This window comes from Pseudomonas sp. L5B5, from assembly GCF_020520285.1.
Lineage (GTDB): Bacteria > Pseudomonadota > Gammaproteobacteria > Pseudomonadales > Pseudomonadaceae > Aquipseudomonas.
In genome coordinates this window covers 5,889,422-5,911,999 of sequence record NZ_CP084742.1, presented here as the reverse complement: position 1 = coordinate 5,911,999, position 22,578 = coordinate 5,889,422, and the positions used below count along the sequence as shown (strand labels likewise).

The 22,578-nt window shown below is 61.8% G+C and carries 24 protein-coding genes; 18 read left to right on the top strand and 6 right to left on the bottom strand.

The window, feature by feature from the left end; all coding sequences use genetic code 11:
• The first annotated feature begins 575 nt into the window (after window positions 1-575).
• From LGQ10_RS27245 to LGQ10_RS27195, 11 genes are all read left to right on the top strand, one after another.
• Window positions 576-989: a RidA family protein gene (locus LGQ10_RS27245; RefSeq protein WP_226523750.1), complete on the top strand. Its 414-nt coding sequence runs from the start codon at window positions 576-578 to the stop codon at window positions 987-989.
• Window positions 986-2,164: an MFS transporter gene (locus tag LGQ10_RS27240; protein ID WP_226523749.1), complete on the top strand. Its 1,179-nt coding sequence runs from the start codon at window positions 986-988 to the stop codon at window positions 2,162-2,164. Before LGQ10_RS27245 ends, LGQ10_RS27240 begins: the two co-directional genes overlap by 4 nt.
• Before the next feature lie 112 nt (window positions 2,165-2,276).
• Window positions 2,277-3,533 (top strand): cation:proton antiporter, encoded by a 1,257-nt coding sequence (locus LGQ10_RS27235; RefSeq protein ID WP_226523748.1) that lies wholly within the window; start codon window positions 2,277-2,279, stop codon window positions 3,531-3,533.
• A gap of 25 nt (window positions 3,534-3,558) precedes the next feature.
• The gene (locus LGQ10_RS27230; protein ID WP_058434478.1) at window positions 3,559-3,834 is read left to right on the top strand and encodes an acyl carrier protein; all 276 of its coding nucleotides are present in this window, start codon (window positions 3,559-3,561) and stop codon (window positions 3,832-3,834) included.
• Window positions 3,831-5,270 (top strand): class I adenylate-forming enzyme family protein, encoded by a 1,440-nt coding sequence (locus tag LGQ10_RS27225; protein WP_226523747.1) that lies wholly within the window; start codon window positions 3,831-3,833, stop codon window positions 5,268-5,270. Before LGQ10_RS27230 ends, LGQ10_RS27225 begins: the two co-directional genes overlap by 4 nt.
• Window positions 5,271-5,279: 9 nt before the next feature.
• Complete coding sequence (locus tag LGQ10_RS27220; RefSeq protein ID WP_226523746.1) at window positions 5,280-5,963, top strand: hypothetical protein; 684 nt, start codon at window positions 5,280-5,282, stop codon at window positions 5,961-5,963.
• 66 nt (window positions 5,964-6,029) lie between these two features.
• A complete protein-coding gene (locus tag LGQ10_RS27215) occupies window positions 6,030-7,154 on the top strand; it encodes a beta-ketoacyl-[acyl-carrier-protein] synthase family protein (RefSeq protein ID WP_058434481.1) in 1,125 nt (374 codons plus the stop codon).
• 19 nt (window positions 7,155-7,173) lie between these two features.
• Window positions 7,174-7,665, top strand: a complete 492-nt coding sequence (locus LGQ10_RS27210; protein ID WP_058434482.1) for a hypothetical protein — start codon at window positions 7,174-7,176, stop codon at window positions 7,663-7,665.
• Between the two features lie 36 nt (window positions 7,666-7,701).
• Window positions 7,702-9,393 carry an NAD(P)/FAD-dependent oxidoreductase gene (locus LGQ10_RS27205; RefSeq protein WP_226523745.1) on the top strand — a complete coding sequence of 564 codons (1,692 nt, stop codon included), beginning with the start codon at window positions 7,702-7,704 and terminating at the stop codon, window positions 9,391-9,393.
• Between the two features lie 77 nt (window positions 9,394-9,470).
• On the top strand, window positions 9,471-10,766 hold the full coding sequence (locus LGQ10_RS27200; RefSeq protein WP_226523744.1) for an aminotransferase class III-fold pyridoxal phosphate-dependent enzyme: 1,296 nt from the start codon (window positions 9,471-9,473) through the stop codon (window positions 10,764-10,766).
• 13 nt (window positions 10,767-10,779) lie between these two features.
• Window positions 10,780-11,280: a flavin reductase family protein gene (locus LGQ10_RS27195; protein ID WP_226523743.1), complete on the top strand. Its 501-nt coding sequence runs from the start codon at window positions 10,780-10,782 to the stop codon at window positions 11,278-11,280.
• Here the strand turns inward: LGQ10_RS27195 and LGQ10_RS27190 are convergent.
• From LGQ10_RS27190 to LGQ10_RS27180, 3 genes are all read right to left on the bottom strand, one after another.
• Window positions 11,256-11,912, bottom strand: a complete 657-nt coding sequence (locus tag LGQ10_RS27190; RefSeq protein WP_226523742.1) for a glutathione S-transferase family protein — start codon at window positions 11,910-11,912, stop codon at window positions 11,256-11,258. The genes LGQ10_RS27195 and LGQ10_RS27190 overlap by 25 nt on opposite strands.
• 78 nt (window positions 11,913-11,990) lie before the next feature.
• Window positions 11,991-12,599 (bottom strand): glutathione S-transferase, encoded by a 609-nt coding sequence (locus LGQ10_RS27185; RefSeq protein WP_058434487.1) that lies wholly within the window; start codon window positions 12,597-12,599, stop codon window positions 11,991-11,993.
• Window positions 12,600-12,611: 12 nt separating this feature from the next.
• On the bottom strand, window positions 12,612-12,968 hold the full coding sequence (locus LGQ10_RS27180; RefSeq protein ID WP_226523741.1) for a hypothetical protein: 357 nt from the start codon (window positions 12,966-12,968) through the stop codon (window positions 12,612-12,614).
• Window positions 12,969-13,074: 106 nt separating this feature from the next.
• Here LGQ10_RS27180 and LGQ10_RS27175 point away from each other — a divergent pair, with 106 nt between their 5' ends.
• From LGQ10_RS27175 to LGQ10_RS27165, 3 genes are all read left to right on the top strand, one after another.
• Window positions 13,075-13,986 (top strand): LysR substrate-binding domain-containing protein, encoded by a 912-nt coding sequence (locus tag LGQ10_RS27175; RefSeq protein ID WP_226523740.1) that lies wholly within the window; start codon window positions 13,075-13,077, stop codon window positions 13,984-13,986.
• Between the two features lie 3 nt (window positions 13,987-13,989).
• The gene (locus LGQ10_RS27170) at window positions 13,990-14,793 is read left to right on the top strand and encodes an SDR family NAD(P)-dependent oxidoreductase (RefSeq protein ID WP_058434490.1); all 804 of its coding nucleotides are present in this window, start codon (window positions 13,990-13,992) and stop codon (window positions 14,791-14,793) included.
• Window positions 14,794-14,956: 163 nt separating this feature from the next.
• Entirely contained in the window at window positions 14,957-15,937 is a 981-nt protein-coding gene (locus tag LGQ10_RS27165) for a hypothetical protein (protein ID WP_058434491.1), read from the top strand.
• 21 nt (window positions 15,938-15,958) lie between these two features.
• Here the strand turns inward: LGQ10_RS27165 and LGQ10_RS27160 are convergent, their stop codons facing one another.
• Window positions 15,959-17,113, bottom strand: coding sequence for a hypothetical protein (locus LGQ10_RS27160; RefSeq protein WP_226523739.1), 1,155 nt, complete (start codon window positions 17,111-17,113; stop codon window positions 15,959-15,961).
• 118 nt (window positions 17,114-17,231) lie between these two features.
• Window positions 17,232-18,047 (bottom strand): sulfite exporter TauE/SafE family protein, encoded by an 816-nt coding sequence (locus LGQ10_RS27155; protein WP_226523738.1) that lies wholly within the window; start codon window positions 18,045-18,047, stop codon window positions 17,232-17,234.
• 111 nt (window positions 18,048-18,158) lie between these two features.
• On the opposite strand from LGQ10_RS27155, the gene LGQ10_RS27150 reads away from it, so the two are divergent.
• Both LGQ10_RS27150 and LGQ10_RS27145 read left to right on the top strand, forming a co-directional pair.
• On the top strand, window positions 18,159-18,950 hold the full coding sequence (locus tag LGQ10_RS27150; RefSeq protein ID WP_226523737.1) for an AraC family transcriptional regulator: 792 nt from the start codon (window positions 18,159-18,161) through the stop codon (window positions 18,948-18,950).
• A gap of 100 nt (window positions 18,951-19,050) precedes the next feature.
• The gene (locus LGQ10_RS27145; protein ID WP_058436767.1) at window positions 19,051-19,368 is read left to right on the top strand and encodes a helix-turn-helix domain-containing protein; all 318 of its coding nucleotides are present in this window, start codon (window positions 19,051-19,053) and stop codon (window positions 19,366-19,368) included.
• 54 nt (window positions 19,369-19,422) lie between these two features.
• On the opposite strand, the gene LGQ10_RS27140 is transcribed toward LGQ10_RS27145, so the two are convergent.
• Window positions 19,423-20,481: an MBL fold metallo-hydrolase gene (locus LGQ10_RS27140; RefSeq protein WP_058436768.1), complete on the bottom strand. Its 1,059-nt coding sequence runs from the start codon at window positions 20,479-20,481 to the stop codon at window positions 19,423-19,425.
• A gap of 202 nt (window positions 20,482-20,683) precedes the next feature.
• Here LGQ10_RS27140 and LGQ10_RS27135 point away from each other — a divergent pair, with 202 nt between their 5' ends.
• Window positions 20,684-21,292: a TetR/AcrR family transcriptional regulator gene (locus tag LGQ10_RS27135; RefSeq protein ID WP_226523736.1), complete on the top strand. Its 609-nt coding sequence runs from the start codon at window positions 20,684-20,686 to the stop codon at window positions 21,290-21,292.
• A gap of 185 nt (window positions 21,293-21,477) precedes the next feature.
• Window positions 21,478-22,548, top strand: a complete 1,071-nt coding sequence (locus LGQ10_RS27130) for a diguanylate cyclase (protein WP_226526209.1) — start codon at window positions 21,478-21,480, stop codon at window positions 22,546-22,548.
• The last annotated feature ends 30 nt before the right edge of the window (window positions 22,549-22,578 follow it).

Here is a 22,578-nt window from a genome sequence, read left to right as displayed (position 1 = left end):
GCCTCGACCTACCCCCTCAAGCCGTACCCCCTGCATCACCCAGCTGCCAACACGGTCTGAATCGCCCACCCAGCCCCTTTCAAGCGTTGCTACTCCCATAACCGCCACGGCTGCTGATGGCAGGGTCATGTAGAACAAGATTCACCCGCGCCATCTTCAGTACTGGGCCTATGCCTACTGCTATCTATCATCGAGTTGCCCACGACGACTTGACAGTCACATCCCAACTAACGAGTTCCGAATTAAACATCAGTTACGTCAAGCCAAGTTGAACCGTGATGATTCCATCACAAAATTGCATACAACTTTACCGACTTTTGAAACACCTCCGTCATTTACAACAAGGCACCTCTTTGGTGCATCGACTGCACCAATAACAAACATCCGAAGGCAAATTTAATACTCACTTAACAACTTGGCCGTATGTTTAGATATTCTTACATGAACACATTCATTACCTTAATAATAGACAAAACACTTTAGAAAAAATTTATTCTTTGGCTTTTTTTTCACTAGACATCGACTCTTTGGCTCGCCTATATTCGGTCTGCCCTACAGCCAAGGAAGTGCTTTAGATGAATGTTCGGCAATTGCATTCCTCCAACTCGAAGTGGGAAGCTGCATTCGGCTTCTCCCGCGCAATAGAAGTTGGCGATACATTATATGTATCAAAAACCGGCCCCCTGGATGCCAATGGAGAAATAACAGCCACAGGGGTTGCCGAACAGACGCGCATCGTTCTTGAAAACATCTCGCGAGTGCTCGAACAAGCCAACTTCAAACTTGAAGATGTTATCCAGAGTCGACTCTATCTGACCCAGATCGATAGCTGGCAAGAAGCCGCCACTGTGCATGGACAGTATTTTCATGACATCCGGCCGGCCTTCACGCTACTTCACGTGCTGCCATTCCCCGAGCGGAAGATGATCGTTGCCATGGAAGTCGTGGCACGCCGCCAACAGCCAGCCGAAGTTCCGGAGCCCACATGAACGCCCGTCTTTCACCCTTCTTCACGGTCTTTGCCACCGTTGCTGCGGGAACGGCCATGGCCAGCAACTATCTGTTGCAACCGGTGCTGCCGGCCGTGGCCACGACCCTGGGGATCGACCTCGCCAGCGCGGGCCTGATCGCCGCCAGCACCCAGATCGGCTACATGCTCGGCATATTGCTGATCGTGCCCCTGGGGGACGTGCTCGATAAACGCACGCAGATCACCTGGCAGTTCCTGATACTGGCTGCAGCGATCTGGTTCTGCGCGCTCTCTACCTCTCCCATACCGTTTTTCCTGGCCTGCATCGTGGTCGGCAGCATGGCCACCAATGCCATCCAGCTCAATGCACTGGGTTTCCAACTGAGCGAAAAAGGCAGCACGGTAGGCACCATAACGATGGGAATCAGTGCAGGCATCCTGCTGGCGAGGTTCGTCGGAGGAGCGATTGCCCAGGCCTGGGGCTGGCAACAGATGCTGATGAGCATCGCCGCCCTGATGCTCGTGCTGGCCCTGGCGGGACGTCGAGTGATACCCGCCTGCGCGCCTTCGAACCGTGCCTCCTACCGACAGGTGCTCGGCCGCTTGCCCGGTCTGCTGGGGCGCTACCCGCTCTTGAGAGAGTCGGTCATGGTGGGCGGGGCATGGTTTTTTGTCTTCAGCATGTTATGGGTCGCGCTGATGCTCCATCTGCAGGCTGCACCGCTCAACCTTGACCCCACCGCCACTGGCCTGTTCGGGCTGGCCGGACTGGCCGGGTTGCTGATGGCCCGCTATGCCGGCGCCCTCGCGGACCAGATCGGCAGTCGCACCGTCATTGCCCTGGGCCTGTCATTGGTACTGGGTGGCGTCGCGGTCCTGTACCTGTTCCCCCACTCGATCACCGGGCTGGTGATTGGCGTCGTACTGTTCGACCTGGGCTGCTTTTCCGCACAGGTCGCCAACCAGACTCGCGCGCTTCGCCTTGAACCCACTTTGCGCAGCAGCCTGTTCGCCGTCTACATGTTCTGTTACTACGGCGCGGGCGCCCTGGGCTCCCTGTCCGCCGGCTATATCTACCAACAATCAGGTTGGCGCGGCATATGTATAAGTGCATTCATCGTGACCGCCATTGGACTTGCAATAACCTGGATCAACAACAAGAACACCACCCTCGATATACAAGCCGCCAAATAGAGCCGGTGTAACAACGCAACAACTTTCTCTTATTTAGAACAACTTGGCTTACCCGACGGGAAGTTAGGCGTCTGGTCGTGCCCGCGTATTTGCACTAATGGAGATGACGGTTATGTTCACCATTCAACTATTGGCGATTCTTCTCCTCAGCCAGTTGCTAGGCAGCCTGGCGCAACGCATAGGCCAATGCCGAGTGGTCGGGGAAATCACCGCGGGCATCTTGCTTGGCCCCACGCTGCTGCAACCGTTGCAACGGTCCCTGGGCCTGGAGTCCTCGCTGTTTGCCCCCGAGCACATCGGCTGGATCAGTACCCTGGCCGAACTGGCCCTGGTCCTGTTGATGTTCGAAGTGGGCATGCACCTCGCCCCGGGCAATGGCCAGCACAAGCCCCAGGAAAACAAGTCGGCACTCAGAATCGCCATCGCCGGCCTCGTGCTGCCGTTCATCACGGGGATCGTCGTCGCCTGGTATGCGCATCCCGTACTGGCCCCCGGTTTCGACCCGCTGTCCTTCATCGTGTTCTGCGGCATTGCCCTGGCGGTGTCCGCGCTGCCGGTGATGATCCGCATCGTCGAGGACCTGGGCATCGGCGACCTGCCGGCAGTCGCCGTGACACTGCGGGCCGCGGTGCTGACCGACATTGCAGGCTGGCTGGCCCTGGGCGCGGTGATCGTGTTCTCTGCCTTTCACCACGACCTGAAGCTGGTAGCCCTGTTCGGCTTCTGCCTGCTGCTGGGGGGCGCCAGCTACGTGGCCCTGTCACTGCAGTGGATCGAACGGGTCCTGGCCAGGGCCGATGCCACCGAGTACCCGCGCCACCTGCCCTGGGTGCTGTGCTACCTGCTGGGCAGTGCCTGGGTCACCATGCACTTGCAACTGCATGCCGGAATCGGCGCCCTGCTGGCCGGCGCCATGATCAGCCGCGCCCCGGGGTTCGCCCGTTACTGGAACCAGCAGATCGGCGGCTTCCTGAGAGTTTTCCTGTTGCCGGTGTTCTTCGCCAGCGCCGGGCTCAAGACCTCGCTGACCACGGCCGGCAATGCCATGGAGCTCAAATGGCTGCTGATCTTCCTGGTCGCGGCTTTTGTCAGCAAGTTCCTCGGTGCCTACCTCGGCGCCCGCCGCAGCGGTTTCTCCTACCAGGACTCGACCCTGACGGGCGCACTGATGAATACCCGCGGCCTGATGGAACTGGTCGTGCTGTCCATCGGACTGGAACTGCAGCTGATATCCCCCACCGTCTACAGCCTGCTGGTGACCGTGGCACTGATTGTCACCGCCACCACTACGCCCCTGGTTCGTCGAGTGACGCAACGCGGCACTCGAGCATTCGCCCGACCCGCCATCGCGGAAAAAAACTTCAACTGATGCAATGACCCTTGTGGAGCTAAACATGACTCAGCTTAATGCCACTCTTGTAGCCAATAAGATCAAGGAAATCATTTCCGAGCGCCTGGACCTGGATATCCCGATGTCCGGAATCAACGAGACCGCGGGCCTGGCCTCGGAAGTGGGGGTCGATTCCATCGGCTTCATCGAGCTCAAGTTCCAGTGCGAAGAGGAGTTCAAGATCCAGATCGCCGAAGAAGAGTTCGTGCCTGAGCACTTCTTCAGCGTGCACACGCTGTCCAGCCTGGTCATCGAAAAGTCCGGGGCATTGCAACAATGAACAGCCTCGCCAAATTCGGGCAAAGGGAACACTACATTTTCCCCGGCCAACTGCAGAACATCTCCACCACCGCCAGCGTGGGCGAGCGTGCCGATGTATCCAGTCTCTACGAGGATTACCTGGCCTACTGGCAAGACCAGCCATTGCCGGCCGGACAGGTGGTACTGATCGCGCTCCCCAATAGCCCCGACCTGCTGGCCATGTTTGCCGCCGTGCTGAACAGCGGTTACGTCCCGGCACTGATCGCCCCCACCACCCCCGGGGAACGGGTCGCGCAGATGATCGTGGATTTTGCCGCTGGCGCACTGATCCGTTCCGCTGCCCAGCACACCACCTGGACAGGCTACGGGGTATCCCAGGCCGCGGAACTCGGCCGCTGGCAGGTCGGCCACGTGGCGAATGCACCGCTGCCGCTCACCCAGGCGGGCCAGGTCGTGATCGCCACCTCAGGCACTTCGCGAGCCTTCAGCAGCGGTTGCGTCCACTGGTTCAGCTCCCTGCAGACCAATGCGTTGCGCCATGCCCGCAGCATCGGCCTGACGCGCGCCGACCGCATCCTGGTCAACCTGCCGATGTACTACTCCACGGCGCTGGTCGCCCAGACCATCGCGGCCCTGGAACTGGGCGCACACCTGGTCATCAGCGGCCCGCCGTTCCTGGTACCGACCTACCTGGAAGACCTGCGCGAGCACCACATCACCGCCAGCTCGGTGACACCGGTGCTGTTGCGCCAGCTCAATGCCCACCCGCAACCCTTCGCGCCCTGCCTGCGCCTGCTCACCGTCGGTGGCGACCAGGCAGCGCCAGCGGAGGTAAGCCAGTGCCTGGCAAGCCATCCCGGCCTGGAGCTGTACCTGACCTATGGCATCAGCGAAGCCGGGCCGCGGGTCTCGACCTGCGCGGCGCACCGAGTGTCCCCCCAGCGCCTGGGCTCGGTAGGGCTGCCCCTGGACGGCACCCAGGTGATGCTCCTGCGGCCCGGCGAAGACAGCCTCGAAGGGGAGTTGCTGGTGAGTTCGGACACCTTGCTGACCCGGAAAATCGGCCAGGACAGCCACACCCCGATCATCGAACTGCAGGGCAAGCGCTGGCTCAAGACCGGCGACATCTTCAGCCAGGACCACGAAGGCTACCTGTACTTCAAGGGTCGCAACTCGGACTTCATCGTCATCCGCGATGAAAAGGTCAACCTGGGTGCGATCAAGCAGCTGTGCAAGCGCGTGCCCGGCGTCCTGGCGTGCCGGACCGAGGTGGTCAGGGAGGCCTCGACGCTGGCGGGTTTCCAACTGGAACTGACCGTCGACCGGGATGTGGTGCGCGAACACCAGGGCGACCATTTCAAGACCCGCCTGCTCAAGCAGCTCAAGCATTACGAGCGGCCCCTGGCGATAGCGCTGCTGCACCGCGATGCCCAGAGCATGACGAACCACAAGTAAGGAGCCCCCATGAACAGCCATACCCAATCACTGGCCCGGCAGGTCATTGCGCTGCACGGCTTGCGCTCGATCGAAGACATCATGGCCAAGGTGCCCCTGACCCTGTGCCATGTCCTGCAAGAGTCGGACGTGTTCCAGACCTACGCGCCGGAAATCGTGCGCCTCAAGTACCCGCAGGAGCAGTGGGCACAGCACATCCAGCGCTACCAACATTACCGGGACACGGTGATCGCCGCGCTGGGCGTCGACGATTATCTGCACGCCATGCTCGAGCCCGACACTCGCCTGCCCTGCTTCTGCTCGCAGATGGCGGATGTCGCCGGGACCCTGCTGCATGTCATGACCGGCGAGCGCGTCTATGCCGTGCGCAACATCTTCGTCAACTACCTGTACCTGCCCCAGCGCTGGCACTGCATCAATGCCGTGATCCAGGACAAGCGCATCCGCTACTTCGATGTTTCGGCCTACGCCCAGGTCCTGGACAAACCCAAGCGCAAGCTGGTCCACCCGGACGAGCTGGACGGATTCAACGCTGCCGACATCCACCCGCACTTCATCCATAGCGAGCGCTGGCTGCAGAAAGATCCGTTCATTCGCCAGATCCAGCTCAAGGGCAATCACATCGAAGACAACTTCTATCCATCGCCCGTGAGCGGCAAGCCGCTCGACGAATTTCAACGAACCTTCAATTGATAGCGGTTGCCCGGCCACCGGGCCGGCAACCCTTCACTCCTGTGCACTATGTATGAGGTGACGATCATGGACGTCAGATCAAATGTCGTCGTTGTTACAGGTCTGGGATGGAACACCGCACTGGGCGACGACGTGAATGCCGTCACGGCGCGCCTGCTCGACGGCCAGTCAGGCGTGCGGCCCCTGCCCAGTGAATTGCGGCTCAAGAATGACCGTGCCGCGTACCTCGAGGACATCGACAACCCCGACCACAAGGCGCGGCTGATCGAGCTCACCGCGAAGGCCGTCGAGTCGGCGTTGCGCGATGCCAGGGTCGATGGACAGGCGCCCAACCCCCACGCGCTGCTGATCATCGGCACGAGCCTGGGTTACCGGCTCGACAGCGAGCCGTTTCACCAAGATCCGCTGCACCACTGGACGGATGAAGTGGGCGCCAGGGTCGGGTTGTCCGCGCTGGCCCTGTCGACCGCCTGTTCGTCGGGTTCCGACGCCATCCTGCTGGGCGCCCACCTGATTCGCTCGGGACAGGCCGACCTGTGCGTTTGCGGCGGAGCCGACGTGCTGGGGGACGCCAAGCGGCTGGCCCACACAGCGCTGGGCACGCTCTCGGCGACCACCTTGAAATCCTTCGACCAGGGCCACGACGGCACCCTGCTGGGCGAGGGTGCGGGGTTTGTCGTGCTGCAACGCGAAGGGCTGGAGAAACACAAGCCCTATGCCTATCTGCTGGGTTGTGGCGCCGCCAACGATGCCGCCGGCTTGACCGCGCCGGATGAAACCGGAGCAGGCATCCGCCTGGCGCTGGATCGCGCACTGGCGCAGGCCGACCTGAGCCGCAACCAGGTCGGCCTGATCAATGCCCACGGCTCGGGCACCTACACCAACGACCGGGTCGAGAGCACTGCCTACAACGAGTACTTCGGCGACTACCACCCTCTGGTCTTCGCCACCAAGGGTGCCTTCGGACACACCCTTGGGGCCACCGGCGCCATCGAGGCCATTGCGCTGATCAAGGCCCTGCAGACCCAGGTCGTGCCAGCGGTGTTCGGCCTGCAGCAACCGCTGCCGAACCTGGAGTTCGACCTGCCGGTCGGGCAGCCGGCCAGCACCCGCAGCAAGGTAGGCCTGAGCCTGACCATAGGTTTCGGCGGTTTCAACACGGCCCTGGTGTTCCAGCGCTTCGACCAATAAGGCCGCCCGAGGATCTGAGATGAAAACACTCGATATCAGCAACGCCCATTCGCTGACCTATTCGGATCTCGACGAAAACCTGCGTCGGGGCCTCAAGAGTTCGGACCCGCTGGTCTTCAGCGTGCTGGAAAGCGTCAGTGCCTTGCATCAACAGCATGTCGGAGCGCTGGAGGAGCACCGTGCCAATGTCGGCATGATCCAGTACGGAAGTGCGTTCCCCAGCCAGCTGACCGGCAAGATCGTGAGCGACCTCCAGGCGCGCGGCCGCGTGTCGCCGGTCGACTTCATCAACGCCAATGCCGGCGCTCCGCTCTCCATCTGCTGCACCCGTTATGGCTTCCAGGGGCCGACCCTGGTGTTGACGATGCCCGAGGCCACGTCCCGGCCCATCGCCGACAGCCTGGCGCAACACTGGCTGCAAAGCGGCCAGGCCGAATACCTGTTCCTGTGCCGCGCCGACTTCGAGCCCGATCGTGGGATCGAGGTCCAGACGCGGCTCGTTTGCTTGTGACTGCCCCCTTCGCCCTCCACATTGAGAAATCGAAAAATGCACAACCAGACTTTTGATGTAGCAATCATCGGTAGCGGTATCGCAGGCACCATGCTGGGAGCGATTCTGGCCAGCCAAGGCGTCAAGACCGTCATCATCGATGCAGGCAGCCATCCACGCTTTGCCGTTGGCGAATCGATGGTGCCGGAAAGCGCCGTGCTGCTGAAAATCCTTGCCAAGCGCTACGGCATTGCGGAACTGGCGTACCCCGGCGAACTCAACTCGCTGATCAAGCATGTCGGCTCCTCCAGCGCCGGCATCAAGCTGGCCTTCAGCTTTGCCTGGAACGGCAAGAACTGCGAGCACAACCCGCTGGATGTCGTGTCCACCCCGGTCATCGCGCCAGAAGCCCACCTGTTTCGCCAGGACGTCGATGCCTACTACCTGGCACTGGCAGCCCGCCTGGGCGCCACGGTCCGCCAGCAAGTGCGCATTCAGGACATCGAAGAGACGCCAGACGGCATGCTGCTGAACCTGGGCAATGAACAGATCAAGGCCAGCTACGTGGTCGACGCCGCCGGTTATCGCTCGCCGATCGCCGACAAGTTCGAGCTGCGCAAAGGCGCACGCGAGATGCAGGCACGCACGCGCTCGCTCTTCACCCACATGACCGGAGTGAAGTTGTACGAAGAGGCAGTGGCCGGCACCGACGTCACGGGCTCGCCGACAGCCTTGGCACAAAGCACTCTGCACCACATGTTCGAAGGCGGTTGGCTGTGGATCATTCCGTTCGACAACCACCCGCATTCGACCAACACCCTGTGCAGCATCGGCCTGCAAGTGGACATCGACAAACACGGGCCTGCGGTCGATCCAGAACAAGAGTTCCAGCGCTTTCTCGATGAACACCCCACGGTGGCCCGTCACTTCGAAGGCGCCGCCCGCGTGCGCGAATGGACCGTGGCCCCACGGCTGAACTACACCAGCCGCGAAAGCGTGGGCGATCGCTACTGCCTGCTGGGACACGCGGTGGGGTTTGTCGATCCGCTGTTTTCCCGCGGCCTGGTCAACACCTTCGAGTCGATCGCTCGCGTGGCGCCCGCGCTCATCGACGCGGTCAGGACCAACACCTGGGACAAGACCGACTTCCTCGCCTACCAGGACTACAGCCTGGAGGTGGTCAGGATCAACGACCGCCTGGTGGCCAATTCCTTTACCGCCTTCGACAGCTTCACGCTGTGGAATGCCTGGTTCCGGGTGTGGATCAGCGGCAGCTATATCGGCGTGTTGCGCCTGCGCAAGATCTACGCGGACTACCTGGCCGACGGCGATGACGCAAAGCTGCGCCAGGCCTTTGAAAACGCAAGCTACGCCGGCCACCTGTCCATCGAAAGCCCTGCCTTCGAGGCGCTGTTCGAACACGCCTGCACGGCGATGGAGAGCTACGCAGCGGGTAGCCAGAGCGAAGCGCAGACCATCGAAGTACTGCAGCGCCTGTTCGAGGAAAACCGCGAGCATCTGCCGATCGATTTCGCTGACTTCTCCAACCGCTTCCTGTCCCGAGCCAGCCAGCCCTTCGCCGACTCACTGCTGTTGTGGGCCCACAATCCACCCGGCGGTATCAAGCCGCTGTTCGATCGCGGCATGACCCCGGTGAAATTCGACTTCCTCGACAGCTACCGCTACGGCGACCGCGAAGAGCTGAACCAGGCAGCCGACCTGGCCCTGGTCCAGTGGCGCCAGCGCTGACCCCAACCCTCAAGCTGCCCGGTACGCGTGAACAGCCCGTGCCGGGTGCGGTCTGGCCCAACAACCGGAGGTTCCCCATGCAGAGTGAATTCCCGTCCTTGGACGCCCGTCGGCAGTCCGCCGTGGCGCGTGGAATCAACCAGCTCCACCCCGTCTACGTGAAAAGCGCCAGCAACTCGCGACTCATCGATGCCAATGACCGGAGCTACATCGACTTCGCCGGCGGCATTGCCGCGCTCAACACCGGGCACTTGCATCCGCGCGTGGTGGAGGCCGTGCAAGCCCAGCTGGCGCTGTTCTCGCACACCTGCTTCGCAGCGCTGCCCTACGAGCACTACATCAGCGTGTGCGAGCGCATCAACGGCTATATGCCGGGGGCGTTCGACAAGCGCAGCCTGTTGCTGACGACCGGCTCGGAAGCGGTGGAAAGCGCCATCAAGGTGGCCCGGGCAGCCACCGGACGAACCGGCGTCATCGCCTTTACCGGAGCCTTCCACGGCCGCACGTTCCTGACGATGGCCATGACCGCCAAGGTCGCGCCTTACCGCAGCGCCATGGGACTGATGCCGGGCCATGTCTACCGTGCGCTGTTTCCCGACGGTGTCGAAGTCGATACGCAACAGGCCCTGGCCAGCCTCGAGCGGATCTTCCATTGCGATGCGGCACCGACCGATATCGCCGCGATCGTCATCGAGCCCGTGCAGGGCGAAGGCGGTTTCCATACCGCCCCGGCGGCCTTCATGACCGCGCTGCGGGCCCTGTGCGACCAGCACGGCATCCTGTTGATCGCCGACGAAGTGCAATGCGGCGCAGGTCGCACGGGGACGTTCTTCGCCATGGAACAGATGGGCGTTGATGCCGACTTGATCGTGTTCGGCAAATCGGTGGCCGGCGGCCTGCCGCTCTCGGGCGTGGTCGGACGCGCCGACCTGATGGACAGCATCGGTCCCGGTGGCCTGGGCGGCACCTACGCGGGCAATCCCCTGGCCTGCGCCGCGGCCCTGGCGGTGCTGGATGTCATCGAGCAGGAACAATTGCTGGACAAGGCCATTGCCCTGGGCAGCGAGCTGACTCACGCGCTGGACGAAATCACCCGAGGCCTGGGCGTCCATTGCCGAATCCGCGGCCTCGGGGCCATGGTGGCGCTGGAGCTGTTCGACGATGCCCGGCAGAGCGTGCCGGCCACCGACCTCACCCGCTTGCTGGTCAGGCTGGCCCAGCAACGTGGGTTGCTGCTGCTGGCCTGCGGTCCGCGCCACAACGTCATTCGTTTCCTGATGCCATTGACCATCGACACCCAGACCCTGGCCGACGGCTTGTCGATCCTGGGCCAATGCCTGGGAGACATCACGAGCGTTTCATCATTCGTTTGAGAAGGAAGCAACGATGAACAGCATCGCTACGGACAAACGCGCCCTGCGCAACGCCTACGGTCAGTTCGCCACGGGCATCTGCATCGTGACGACCCTGGACCCCCAGGGCCAGCCGACCGGCCTGACGGTCAACAGCTTCAATTCGGTGTCCCTGGAGCCGGCGCTGGTGCTGTGGAGCCTGCGCAAGGAGTCCTGGAGCGCGGAGGCCTTCCAGGTCGCCGACAGCTTCGCCATCAATGTGCTTTCAGAGGGGCAGCGGGAGGTCAGCGATCGTTTTGCCAAGCCGATGCCCGACAAGTTCCACAGCGTCGGCTTTGCCCTGGGCAAGCACAACATGCCGCTGATTCACGGGGCGATCGCCCAGTTCGAATGCCTGAAGTACCGTCAGCTCGACGGTGGCGACCACTGGATATTCCTTGGCGAGGTGCTCGATTTCAGCCACGCCCAGGGCGATCCGCTGATTTTCCACGGTGGTCGCTATGCCACGGCTCAACCGGCTGCCATACCCGCCTGAACCTGCACCGGGGGTGGCGCTGCCAGCGCCGCTCCCTTGGCATAGGCCGCCAGGACTTCGGCGCGGGCCGCCATGCGCTGCAGGTAGCCAGTCACATTGGGCAGCGCCCGGATATCCACCTGCAATTGCCCATGGATGCGCAGCCAGGGATAGATGGCCATGTCGGCAATCGAATAGGCCCCGGCAACGTAGTCGCACCCGGTCAAGGCCTTCTCCACGGTGTTGAACAGATGAAGGGTCTGGTCCTGGTAGCGCGATCTGGCGTACTGGTTGCCCTCGAGCCCCTGGTGAATGAAGTGATAATGCTGCCCGGCCATCGGTCCCAGGCTGCTGACCTGCCAGGCCAGCCAGTGCAGTACCCCATAGCGCTCGGCACCGGCTGACGGCAGGAAGCGTGAGTGAGTTTCCGCCAGGTACTGGAGGATGGCTGCGGACTCGGGCAGGTTCAACGCCTGCTCGTGGTCGACCAGCAGCGGGATCTTGCCGTGGGGCGTCAAGCGGGCGAAGTCCGGCTGGTGTTGCTCGCCCAGCGCCAGGTTGATCCGGTGAATCCGGTAAGGCACGCCCAGCGCCTCCAGCATGATCAGGATCTTGTGACCATTGGCCGTCGGCGCGAAATAAAGTGTGTACATGGCAACGGCTCGCAAAAGCCAGGGGATGGCGGCAGGGGAAATCGGCGCGGTCGAGCCAGGCTCGAACCGCGCCCGGGTTCAGGCGATGGGGTAGCGCTTGAACAGTTCGGTCTGTTCCAGGCGAGCCGCATGGGACTTGAGGGCCGGGAAGTCATCGGCCTTGACCACGTCGGGCAGCATCAGCTGCATGAACGACCAGGCCACGGCACTGGTGACGCCAGCCTGGTCAGGCCGCTCGCCTTGCGCCGGTTGCGCCGCCAGTTGTTTGTCCAGCTCGCCACAAGCGGCCAGCAATTGCCGGGTGACACGCTCGATCCAGGGTTGGTGGAGTTTTTCTGCCGGACGAAGATTGTGTTCATAGACGATCTGCACGGTTTTCTCGCAGGCCGCCAGCGCCAGCCCCAGCGTACGCAAGGCCTGGGCCAAGGCTTGCGGTTGCTGCGGCAGCAGCTTGCTGGCGGGTGCGCTCAAGGTCTCGAAATAATCGATGATCAGCGTCGAATCCAGCAGGACGGAACCATCATCGAGCACCAGGGTTGGCGCCTTGACCACGGGGTTGATCCGGGAAAACGCCTCGAAGGTGCTGAACACCGACAACGGGTCATGTTCGAACTTGATTCCCAGCAGATCCAGGGAAATGGCCACCCGGCGCACATAAGGTGAATCCAGCATGCCAATGAGTTTCATCCATCACTCTCCTTAGTTGATATTGATCTCTAGCGCCGCCGTGCGACGCTTGAACAGCTGGGCCAGCCGCCATGAACGCACAGACGAAGAACGTGGCTCGTCGACCTCGGCCGACGCCAGTTGCAGCTCGCCCTCTCCGTCGATCAAGGCCAGCCCGGCCGACAGTTTCACCCGTTCGCCGGGGCCAATCGAGAAGTCGATGCCCTCGGTGCTGATCCAATGCCGGCCGCTCACTGCTCGAGTGTAGATATCGTGGGCGAAACGTACCGAAAGCAGCTGCGCCCTGGCCAATGAAACGTGCAGCCACTGCTGATCATCGCCGTCGGGGCTGTCCGTCGGGGTGTGTCGCCCCCTCCATGCATTGTCCATGGCACTAGTCCTCTTGCCGTCCAAGACTTTACTAGTCCTTACACTAGTGAGAACCTCCACAGTTATATATCGATATTTTTTACCATAACGCGTAAGAATAAATTACATGTCGAGTATTCCCCCTATCACCTGCCTGCGCAGTTTCGAGTCGGTTGCAAGGCTGGGCAGCGTCACCGCCGCCGCCAAGGAACTGCATGTCACCCATTCGGCCATCAGCCAGCAGATCAAAGTGCTGGAAGAGATGATCGGCGTCACCCTGTTCGTGCGAGAGGGACGGGGCCTGCGGGTCAGCGAGGACGGGCGGTTGTACGCCTTGCAGATCCGTGAATCATTGAGCGGAATCGCCGAAGCCACTCGGCTGATCAAGACCCAGCCCAAATCCACGGAGCTGGTGGTGGCCGTCCTGCCTTCGTTCGGCTTCAGCTGGCTGCTGCCACGCTTGCCGCGTTTCCAGCAATTGCAACCACACATCAGCATCCGGCTGCAGGCTAGCCTCGCAGTCTCGAACCTGACCCGGGAATCGGTGGACGTCGGGATTCGCATGGGCAAGGGCGACTGGGACGGGCTGGAGCAGCAGCTGCTCTTTCATGACGAGACCCTGGTGGTCGCCGCTCCGCACTTCAATGGCGGGGTCATGCCCCAGACCCCTGAAGAAATCATCAGCAGCAACATCATCTTCAACATGGAGTCATGGCAACCCTGGTGCCAGGCCGCCGGGCTGGACCTGGATGTCCCGCGCATCGGCCTCTGCAGCAATGATTCCAACCTGGTGCTGCAGGCCGTTCGCCTGGGTCAGGGCATCGCGCTGGAGCGCCGCAGCCTGGTGCACGACGCAATCAAGCGCGGCGAACTGGTCCAGCTTTCGAAGGTCACGGCTCCCTACCCCTACCCGTACTGGCTGGTGCTGCCCAACCGGGAGCGCTCGGAGATCAAGCAGCGGGTTTTCTCCAGCTGGCTGGCCAATGAAGTCGATGAATACCTGAACGAACTGGAACACGGCAAACAGCAAACGGAGTGAGCAATGGACCTGCATCTGCATGGCAAGCGCGTGATCGTCACCGGTGGCAGCAAGGGCATAGGGCTGGCATGCGCCATCGCCTTCGCGGCAGAGGGTGCACAAGTCGCGATCATCTCCCGCGACCCTGCCAACCTCACGGCCGCCCAGGCCGAATTCGCCCAACGTGGCTTACCGGTGATCGTGCATGCCCAGGACCTGGGATCGACCACAGGGTGCGAGCAGGCCATGGCCAGCCTTGAAGGTGAATTCGGACCGCTGGATATCCTGGTCAACTGCGCAGGCGCGGCGAAAAAATACCCCCTCGAGACACTGGAGCCGGCCAACTTCCACGAAGCCCTGCAGGCCAAGTTCGATCCTTACCTGAACATGCAGCACCAGGCTTTGCAGTCCTTTACCCACCAGCGCACCCACGGGTCGCGGGACGACAAGGCGATCGTCAACATCATCGGCATCGGCGGCCGCCACGTCATGGCGAACCACCTGGCCGGCGGCCTGGCCAACGCAGCCCTGCTGTTCCTCAATGCCGGCCTGGCCAACGCCCATGCGGCACATGCCATCCGCATCAACGCCATCAACCCCGGCCTGACCCTGACCACCCGCACGGAACAGACCCTGGCCTTCGAGGCGGAACGCAACCACACGAGCCTCCAGGCGGTGCTCGAGGCCAAGGAAGCGGCGCTGCCCATCGGACGGCTGGCAACACCTGCGGAGATCGCCGATGTCGCCCTGTTCCTGGCCAGCTCCCGAGCCAGCTACGTAACCGGTGCCGTCATCGACATGGATGGCGGCCTGCACCCTTCCCTCTAGTCACCAAAGGCCTGTGCGAGGAATCAGCGATGGCTGCCGGACACGGGGGAAGACGCTGTCGCGGCCCCTCCCATTGGCAGGGCCCTGGCCTGCAAAGAACAGGTGCAGGCTTGCGGAGCTAACGCTATAAAGTCTCCTCCCCCGCCCAAGGATCCAGGCTCCCATGAAATTCGCCACCGCCTACTGCATCAGCCTCGACGACAAGCTGTCGATCTATGACGTGCGGGACCTGAACTTCGATGAAACCATGGATTTCGACTCGGCCAGGGAACGCTTCCAATGCCCCAACGACGAATGCCGCACTGCGTTCGAGGCCAGCAACCAGTTGGGCACCTTCAATGCCAAGAACCTCAACTACATCCGCACGCCGCACTTCAAGAACCTGCCCGGCACCCGGCATGCAGAAGGCTGCCCCTACGCGGCCAGCAGGACGGTGGGCAACCCCGACAACGCGGCGACCGACAACGATCGCGAGGAACATTTCCCTTCGGAGTTGCTGCTGACCCGTCGTGAATACGTGCGCCAGCCAGTGGCTCCGGTCACTTCGCCGGACAACCCCGCAACCCTGCAGCCAGCCAGCGCCGTCAAGACCGTTCAGCCCCGCGCCGAGCACGACGGCGTTCCGGACAAGACCAGTGTCTTCGCCCATCCGGTGGAATGCTTCGTGTCGAATATCGACGATCAGGACCTGCTCAAGCGCATGCCGTTGAAGATTGGTGAACACACGGCGTCCTATGCCTCGTTCTTCAAGAAGATCGAGTACCTGCAGGACAACAACGGGTTGATCTACTGGGGCAAGATCAAGCAGATCAAGGACTACACCCAGAGTTTTCGCATCGATTTCGCCCAGAAGGTCTGGTTCAAGGAAGGAGATGAGGGCAAGAAGAAACCCTATTCAGTCAACGTCTACCTGAGCAAGAAACTGGTCGACAACTACCGCAAGCGCAAAGCCTTTCTGGAAGAGATCAAGCTCGCCATCGACAGCCAGCGCGAGCTGTACTGTTTTTTCTACGGCGTGACGCCTGTCTTCAAGCAGGTGCCGAGCAAGAAACACCCCGACGCGAGCTTCGGGGTGTTCAGCGCCAATATCGAGAACCTGGATCATTTCGTGATCCGCGAGGCCCCGGGGCTGGAGGCAAAGTAACCCCAGGACGGACTGCAGCTTTCAGCGCTGGGGCAGTTCCAGGACCATGGCGCCAGGGTGTTTCCTGATCACCGAGTACGGCAGCACGGCCCACTCCGGTCCGTCGCACGCGCGCTGTACCCGCGGAAAGAGGGCCTTGATGAACAAGCCCTTGGGCGTGAAATACCAGGCGTTATCGCCCCACACGCTGGGGTCACTGTAGTTGCAGCCTTCATCCTCGCTGATCGGCCGCATTTCACGCGGGTGCAGGGCCGTGAACTGCTTGACCAGCCATGGCCCCAACCGCCCCGTGTTGTACTCATACAGGGCGCTGTAGTCGGCCGGCTTCAGGGGCTGCCCCTTACCTACCCACAACACATCCGTCAGGAGCAGGCTGCGGCCACTGTTCACATCGATGTTCAGGGGCGAGTCGCCATTGTCCGGATGAGCACCGCCGCAGGTGTAGCTGGTGCCTATGTTGACGCTGAGCAACGTCCGGGAGAAAAACTGCGGCTTGACGGTCTGCGTGAACTCGCCGCTCTCGCCGGCCTCCAGCAGGCATTCGTGATAAGCCTGCACCTCGCGCCACAGACGCTCCATCAGCAACTGGTTGAGCAGGTCTTGCCGGTCTTGCGGGTAACCGGCAATCACCTTGAACATCGACAGTTGCGACGATGGCTCGCTCCACCATTGCAGCGTGTAGCCCATGAAGTTCTGCTGCTTGCCCTGCTTGAGCGGCAGGCCCTGAAAACGCAAGTACTCGTACAGGTCTTTCTGGTACAGCTGAGCCAGGTAGGGCAAAGCCTCCGGCGTTGGCGCCTCGGCGCTGGCGGGTGCCAGCCGGACCTCCAGGACCTTGCCCTTGGCCCCCTGCCACTGGCCCTGCCAGCCATCGGCAGTGCGCTGCAACTGCAAGGTGGCCTGGGGCGGTGAGTCCTGCTCGTAGCCCTGCCGACCTTCGCGCAACTGCAACGACTGCCCTTCGAGCGTGCCTGCCAGAGCCAGGTCACGGTGGTACTTCTGATAGAAATAACGCCCCGTGACCTTCTGCGGATCGCTGATGCTGAGCTCCATCACGATCGGCATCCTGCCCAAGGTGCCGACAAGAACCTGTTCGGAAGACGAAGCCTGCGCAGTCGACCCCAGGATCGACAACCACAGGACACAGAGCAGCCGGCGCATCATTCCATTAACCATTGTGAGTCCCTTGCATTGGACGCCGGAGCCTCCCCGAGGGAGGTCTCGGCCAGAGTGGCGGTAGGCAATTATGAACCGCCCTTCCAAGACAATCGAGCCACCGAGCGTGATGTGCCCATCACTTCAGGCACATGCTCAGCAGCACCAGTACCAGCAGCCCGATGTACACCCGCGCATGCACCCGATCCGGGATCCGGCCGATCCAGGGCGTGGCCAGGCGAATGCCCAAGAGCGACCCCAGGGTCAGCACCAGGAACGCCATCAGGTCGACATAACCGACGAACCAGGGCCCCAGGTCGAAGCGGCTGAACCCGGCAAGCAACAGGTAGGTGGCCGTACCCGCCAGCGCCACCGGCACGCTCAAGGGGTTGGCCATCGAGGTGGCCTGGGTCATGGTCAGGCCGCAACGGCGCAACAGCGGAACCGTCATCACGCTGCCGCCGACCCCCAGGAAGGTGGCAATCACACCGATGCCTACGCCGCCGAAGAGGGTTTCTGCGGTGCCCAGACGACGCGCCTCCAGCCCTTTGGCCTGTTCGAGAAAGCCGCGCCGCAGCAAGCAATCGGCGATGGTCACAGCCAGATAGGCAATGAAGGCATAGCGAATCATCTCGCCACTGACCCACATGGCCGCTGCCGCGCCGAAGATGGCCCCCAGGCCGATGTAGGCTCCCAGAGGCCACAGGTAGTGACGGATCAGATTGCCTGCACGCTGATGCCGACGGCTGGCGACCAGGGCATTGACGATCATCACGCAGGTGGAAGTGGCCACCGCGATGTGCATCGCCGATTGCCCCGCTGCCGAGCCTGCCCCATGAGTGCCCAGGAGCATCCAGTACAACAGGGGCACCACCACGAAGCCGCCGCCGAAACCGAACAGCACCGCACTGATGCCTGTCATGCAACCAAAGATTGCCAGCAGTAGATAGAACATCGAACAGCATCCGTCAGCCAAGGAGCTGCACGATAGAACGAGGGGGCTTGGCCGGCTTCAGCAAGTCAGCCAATAATGTTGGTGTTTACGCCAGGCACGAGACTTGTTTGCATGCGCAATATCTCCATTGACCAACTGGACCAGACCCCACGCCCGGTGCTCGCCATCGGCACCGACTACGCCGATGGGCAACGCCTGCCACGCCATCGTCATCGGCGGGCGCAACTCTTGTACGGCGCCACTGGCGTCATGCAAGTGGGCACCGACCTGGGAAACTGGGTGGTTCCTCCCCAGCGAGCGGTGTGGATCCCCCCGGGAGTGGAGCATGAAGTGCTGATGCTTGGAGTCAGCACCCGCAGCCTGTACATCGAGCCTGCCGCGGCCCCGCTGGACAGCAGTAGCTGCCGGGTCATCGGCGTTTCGCCACTGCTGCGCCAATTGCTGCTGGAGGCGGTGGAGATTCCTCTTGAATACGATCAACGAGGACGTGATGGATTACTGGTCGAACTGTTGCTGCAGGAATTGCAGCGCTGCCGCCCCCTGCCCTTGCACATCCCCTTGCCTGCCGCGGGAGCTCTGCTGGAGCTGTGCCAGGCCTTTCTCGCCTGTCCCGATATCCACCAGTCCCCTCAACGCTGGGCCGATCACTTGCATGTCAGCCTGCGAACTTTCAATCGCAGCTTCCGCCAGCAGACGGGCATGAGCTTCATTCAATGGCGCCAACAGGCCTGCGTAGTCCAGGCCCTGGCACGCCTGGCAGAGGCGCAGAGCGTGACACGAATCGCTCTGGACTTCGGCTACGACAGCCCCGGTGCATTCTCGACCATGTTTCGCCGGGTGCTGGGACAGCCCCCAACCCTCTATCTGAACCGCCTGGAGCCGGCGCTGGGAAAGACCCTGTGACCAAAGGGCTCCACAGCAACAACAATCGGGTTTGATCTGGAAGCCAAACAACTGTACAAATATACAGTACAAATCAACGCATCGACCTTCCGGAGAAACCATGGCCTCTCTAGCGATGAAAATCACCCTGGAACGTATCGCTCTCTACCAGTTCACCCCAACGCACTGTACCCAGGCCCGCGACATGCTGGGCTGGGACATGGAGCAGCTATCCCGCGAATCGACGGTCTCGGTACAAGCCATACAGCGTTTCGAAGCCGGCTTCGATATTCGAGACGTGACGCGCCTGGCCCTGGCGTTCTGTCTTGAAGCCCAGGGCCTTGTGTTCTTTCCGGGTTTCGCCCCTGGCCGGGGCATGAACATCAAGGGGGCAACCCCCAATCCGATGGAGCGCCCGGACTACGCCATGATCGAATGATCCCGTTCCGGGGTCGAAGCTGCCGTCGTCCGGGCGCACGGACCGGGACCGGACTCAGGCAGACTCGACACCCACCTGTTCCAGGGCTCCATCCACCTCCAGCCACCAGGCCGCTCCCCGCTCGGGCTGGCCAAGGCTGAAGGCCTGCCCCATCTGCGGCGTTGTGATGTTGATACTGCGCTCCCAGGCCAGGGCCAGGATACGGTCAAAAGGCTCATGCCAGGCGTGCATGGCCAGGTCGAAGGTGCCGTTATGGATCGGCAGCAACCAGCGCCCCTGAAGGTCGAGATGAGCCTGCAGGGTCTGCTCCGGCTGCATGTGCACATGGGGCCATTCGACGTTGTAGGCGCCGGTTTCCATCAGCGTCAGGTCGAATGGACCGTATTGCTGGCCAATACGCTTGAAACCTTCGAAATAACCGGTGTCGCCGCTGAAGAAAATTCGCGTCAGCCCATCGATCATCACCCAGGAGGCCCACAAGGTACGGTTGCCATCGAACAGGCCACGCCCGGAAAAATGCTGCGATGGCGTGGCGATGAAACAGACCCCTTCGATTTCACATCCCTGCCACCAGTCCAGCTGCCGCACCTTGGCTGCGGGCACTCCCCACTTGATCAGCGTGTCACCCACGCCCAGGGGAGTGAGAAAATGCCGGGTCTTGCTCGCCAGGGCCAGCACCGTCTGGTGATCCAGATGATCGTAATGATCGTGGGAGAGGATGACCGCCTCGATTTCCGGCAATGCCGCAAGGCTGATGGGCGGTTGATGAAAGCGTTTTGGCCCGGCCCATTGCACCGGTGAAGCACGCTCGGCAAATACGGGATCGGTGATCCAGAACTTGCCACGCATCTTCAGCAACACCGTGGAATGCCCAAGCCGGAAGACACTCTGGTCAGGCGCGGCCAGCAATTGTTCGCGGGTCAGCGGGGACACCGGAATGGCGCCGGCCGGACGAGTATTGCGGGGTTTGTGGAACAGCATGTTCCAGAAGATCTGCAAGGTCTTGCCGAAACCTGCACGGCTCACCGGTACGTGATTGCGGAAAGCACCCTGCTCCTGGCGCGAGGTTTCCTGACGAGGAACATGGGTGACGCTGGACGAGACAATGGCCATGACTTGAGTGACTCCATGGAACGCAGCGAGGTTCAGACGTTGTTCTGCAGGATGATCTGCTGGCCGGGGCGCGAAAGTGGCAAGGCAGATCATCGTCTTGAAGAGCAACTACACTACACAGTGTAGTTTCTGGATTGCAACAGGATTAAGACAAAGTAGACTGCCGGATGCTCTCCTCGCCCACCCCGACCGAACCCGACTTATGACAGCTCCGAAGCGCCTTACCGACCTCAAGCGCAATGCCATCGTTCAGGCTGCGATCAGGGAGTTTCGTACCAGTGGTTTCGACATCACCAGCATGGACAAGATCGCTGCCACGGCCGGGGTGTCCAAGCGTACGGTGTACAACCACTTCCCCAGCAAGGAAGAGCTGTTCGCCGAGATCCTCAACAAGCTCTGGGTCAGCATCAGCACACAGACGGAAATCACCTACCACGGCGACCAGCCTCTGCGCGAACAGCTGGCCGGTTTGCTGCGAGCCAAGCTGCTGCTGCTTGCCGATGACAATTTCCTCGACCTGGCCCGAGTGGCCATTGCCGCCGCCATTCACTCACCGGAACGCGCGCAGAACATGGTGGCGCGCCTGGGCGAACGGGAAGAAGGCCTGGCTCGCTGGATTCGCGGCGCTCAGGCCGACGGCCGGCTCAAGCCGGTGGACCCGGAATTCGCTGCCCAGCAGTTGCACGGACTGCTCAAGAGCTTTGCCTTGTGGCCCCAGATCACCCTGGGCCAGCCGCCCCTGGCAGCGGACGTGCAATCGCGGGTCGTCGAGTCGGCCCTGGACATGTTCCTCGGTCACTATCAAGCCTGAACACGCTGCCGCTGCTGGCCCCTTTGCCCGCCCCAACCCGCTCCCGGCCACCGAGAAATGGCTTCGAAGGACACTAATTATTCCCTCTGGAATAAATGACAATATTCACCGGATTGATCCGGCAAGCGGCCACGCCGCAGGAGCACCTGCAAGGTGCTTCAGTACAGAACCTGGTGCAGGAATACATGGAAAATCAACGCGGCAAAGGGCTGTCATTTGCCCGGCGCATCTATCGACCAAGGATCATAGGTCTGGGCATCGGCGGCATCAGTGTCTGCGCCGCAATCTACCCCCTGGCGCCACCGGACTGGGTCTGGGCCCTGCTCCTGTTCCATGGCCTGGTCTGGCCCCACCTGGCTTTCCAGCTCTCCACCCGCTCGGCCTTCCCCTACCAGGCAGAGCGACGCAACATGCTGTACGACTCACTGCTCGGCGGATTCTGGGCAGCCACCATGCAATTCAATCCGCTACCCACGGTGACCATCCTGTCGATGATGGCCATGAACAATGTGGCCGCGGGTGGGCTGCGCTTTTTCATCCGCGGCAGCCTGGCCCAATGTGGCGGGATACTGCTGTCATGGATGCTGTTTTCAGCCACCTTCACGACCCGGATCAGCGCACTGCAGATCTACGCCTGCCTGCCCATGCTGACCCTCTATCCGCTGGCGGTGGGCACGGTTTGCTATCGCCTGGCGATCAAGCTGTCCGAGCACAAGCGGGCCCTGAGTGCCCTGAGCCGCACCGACAGTCTCACCGGCTTGCTCAACCATGGGTCCTGGAAGGACCTGCTGCACATCAAGTTCCACAAATGCCAGCAGCGGCAGATCGAAGCCAGCATCGCGCTGATCGACATCGATCATTTCAAGGCGATCAACGATACCTACGGCCACATCATCGGCGACACGGTACTGCGCCACCTGAGCAACGAGCTGCGACGCAACCTGCGCCATGATGACCTGGCCGGGCGCTATGGCGGTGACGAGTTCTGCGTGATCCTGCCCCGCATGACCCGTCAGCAGGCCGTGGATGTCATGGAGCGCCTGCGCCAGGTGTTCAGCCAATATCGGCACCCACAGGTAGAAGGCCTGAAGGTCAGCCTGAGCATTGGCCTCGCCGCCTTCGACCCGAACTTCCAGGATCCGTCCCGCTGGCTCCACGCCGCAGACCAGGCGCTGTACCAGGCCAAGAACAATGGCCGCAACCGGATCGCCAGCAGCGATGGAGGACAACAGGTGTCACAGAAACAAATGGCATAAGAGCCAGCAAAACTTATACAAAAAGGAAGT

What these genes read in the sequence shown, in the direction of transcription:
- LGQ10_RS27245 (WP_226523750.1), top strand. Translation starts at nt 576, where the DNA reads ATGAATGTTCGGCAATTGCATTCCTCCAACTCGAAGTGGGAAGCTGCA.
- LGQ10_RS27240 (WP_226523749.1), top strand. Translation starts at nt 986, where the DNA reads ATGAACGCCCGTCTTTCACCCTTCTTCACGGTCTTTGCCACCGTTGCT.
- LGQ10_RS27235 (WP_226523748.1), top strand. Translation starts at nt 2,277, where the DNA reads ATGTTCACCATTCAACTATTGGCGATTCTTCTCCTCAGCCAGTTGCTA.
- LGQ10_RS27230 (WP_058434478.1), top strand. Translation starts at nt 3,559, where the DNA reads ATGACTCAGCTTAATGCCACTCTTGTAGCCAATAAGATCAAGGAAATC.
- LGQ10_RS27225 (WP_226523747.1), top strand. Translation starts at nt 3,831, where the DNA reads ATGAACAGCCTCGCCAAATTCGGGCAAAGGGAACACTACATTTTCCCC.
- LGQ10_RS27220 (WP_226523746.1), top strand. Translation starts at nt 5,280, where the DNA reads ATGAACAGCCATACCCAATCACTGGCCCGGCAGGTCATTGCGCTGCAC.
- LGQ10_RS27215 (WP_058434481.1), top strand. Translation starts at nt 6,030, where the DNA reads ATGGACGTCAGATCAAATGTCGTCGTTGTTACAGGTCTGGGATGGAAC.
- LGQ10_RS27210 (WP_058434482.1), top strand. Translation starts at nt 7,174, where the DNA reads ATGAAAACACTCGATATCAGCAACGCCCATTCGCTGACCTATTCGGAT.
- LGQ10_RS27205 (WP_226523745.1), top strand. Translation starts at nt 7,702, where the DNA reads ATGCACAACCAGACTTTTGATGTAGCAATCATCGGTAGCGGTATCGCA.
- LGQ10_RS27200 (WP_226523744.1), top strand. Translation starts at nt 9,471, where the DNA reads ATGCAGAGTGAATTCCCGTCCTTGGACGCCCGTCGGCAGTCCGCCGTG.
- LGQ10_RS27195 (WP_226523743.1), top strand. Translation starts at nt 10,780, where the DNA reads ATGAACAGCATCGCTACGGACAAACGCGCCCTGCGCAACGCCTACGGT.
- LGQ10_RS27190 (WP_226523742.1), bottom strand. Translation starts at nt 11,912, where the DNA reads ATGTACACACTTTATTTCGCGCCGACGGCCAATGGTCACAAGATCCTG.
- LGQ10_RS27185 (WP_058434487.1), bottom strand. Translation starts at nt 12,599, where the DNA reads ATGAAACTCATTGGCATGCTGGATTCACCTTATGTGCGCCGGGTGGCC.
- LGQ10_RS27180 (WP_226523741.1), bottom strand. Translation starts at nt 12,968, where the DNA reads ATGGACAATGCATGGAGGGGGCGACACACCCCGACGGACAGCCCCGAC.
- LGQ10_RS27175 (WP_226523740.1), top strand. Translation starts at nt 13,075, where the DNA reads ATGTCGAGTATTCCCCCTATCACCTGCCTGCGCAGTTTCGAGTCGGTT.
- LGQ10_RS27170 (WP_058434490.1), top strand. Translation starts at nt 13,990, where the DNA reads ATGGACCTGCATCTGCATGGCAAGCGCGTGATCGTCACCGGTGGCAGC.
- LGQ10_RS27165 (WP_058434491.1), top strand. Translation starts at nt 14,957, where the DNA reads ATGAAATTCGCCACCGCCTACTGCATCAGCCTCGACGACAAGCTGTCG.
- LGQ10_RS27160 (WP_226523739.1), bottom strand. Translation starts at nt 17,113, where the DNA reads ATGGTTAATGGAATGATGCGCCGGCTGCTCTGTGTCCTGTGGTTGTCG.
- LGQ10_RS27155 (WP_226523738.1), bottom strand. Translation starts at nt 18,047, where the DNA reads ATGTTCTATCTACTGCTGGCAATCTTTGGTTGCATGACAGGCATCAGT.
- LGQ10_RS27150 (WP_226523737.1), top strand. Translation starts at nt 18,159, where the DNA reads ATGCGCAATATCTCCATTGACCAACTGGACCAGACCCCACGCCCGGTG.
- LGQ10_RS27145 (WP_058436767.1), top strand. Translation starts at nt 19,051, where the DNA reads ATGGCCTCTCTAGCGATGAAAATCACCCTGGAACGTATCGCTCTCTAC.
- LGQ10_RS27140 (WP_058436768.1), bottom strand. Translation starts at nt 20,481, where the DNA reads ATGGCCATTGTCTCGTCCAGCGTCACCCATGTTCCTCGTCAGGAAACC.
- LGQ10_RS27135 (WP_226523736.1), top strand. Translation starts at nt 20,684, where the DNA reads ATGACAGCTCCGAAGCGCCTTACCGACCTCAAGCGCAATGCCATCGTT.
- LGQ10_RS27130 (WP_226526209.1), top strand. Translation starts at nt 21,478, where the DNA reads ATGGAAAATCAACGCGGCAAAGGGCTGTCATTTGCCCGGCGCATCTAT.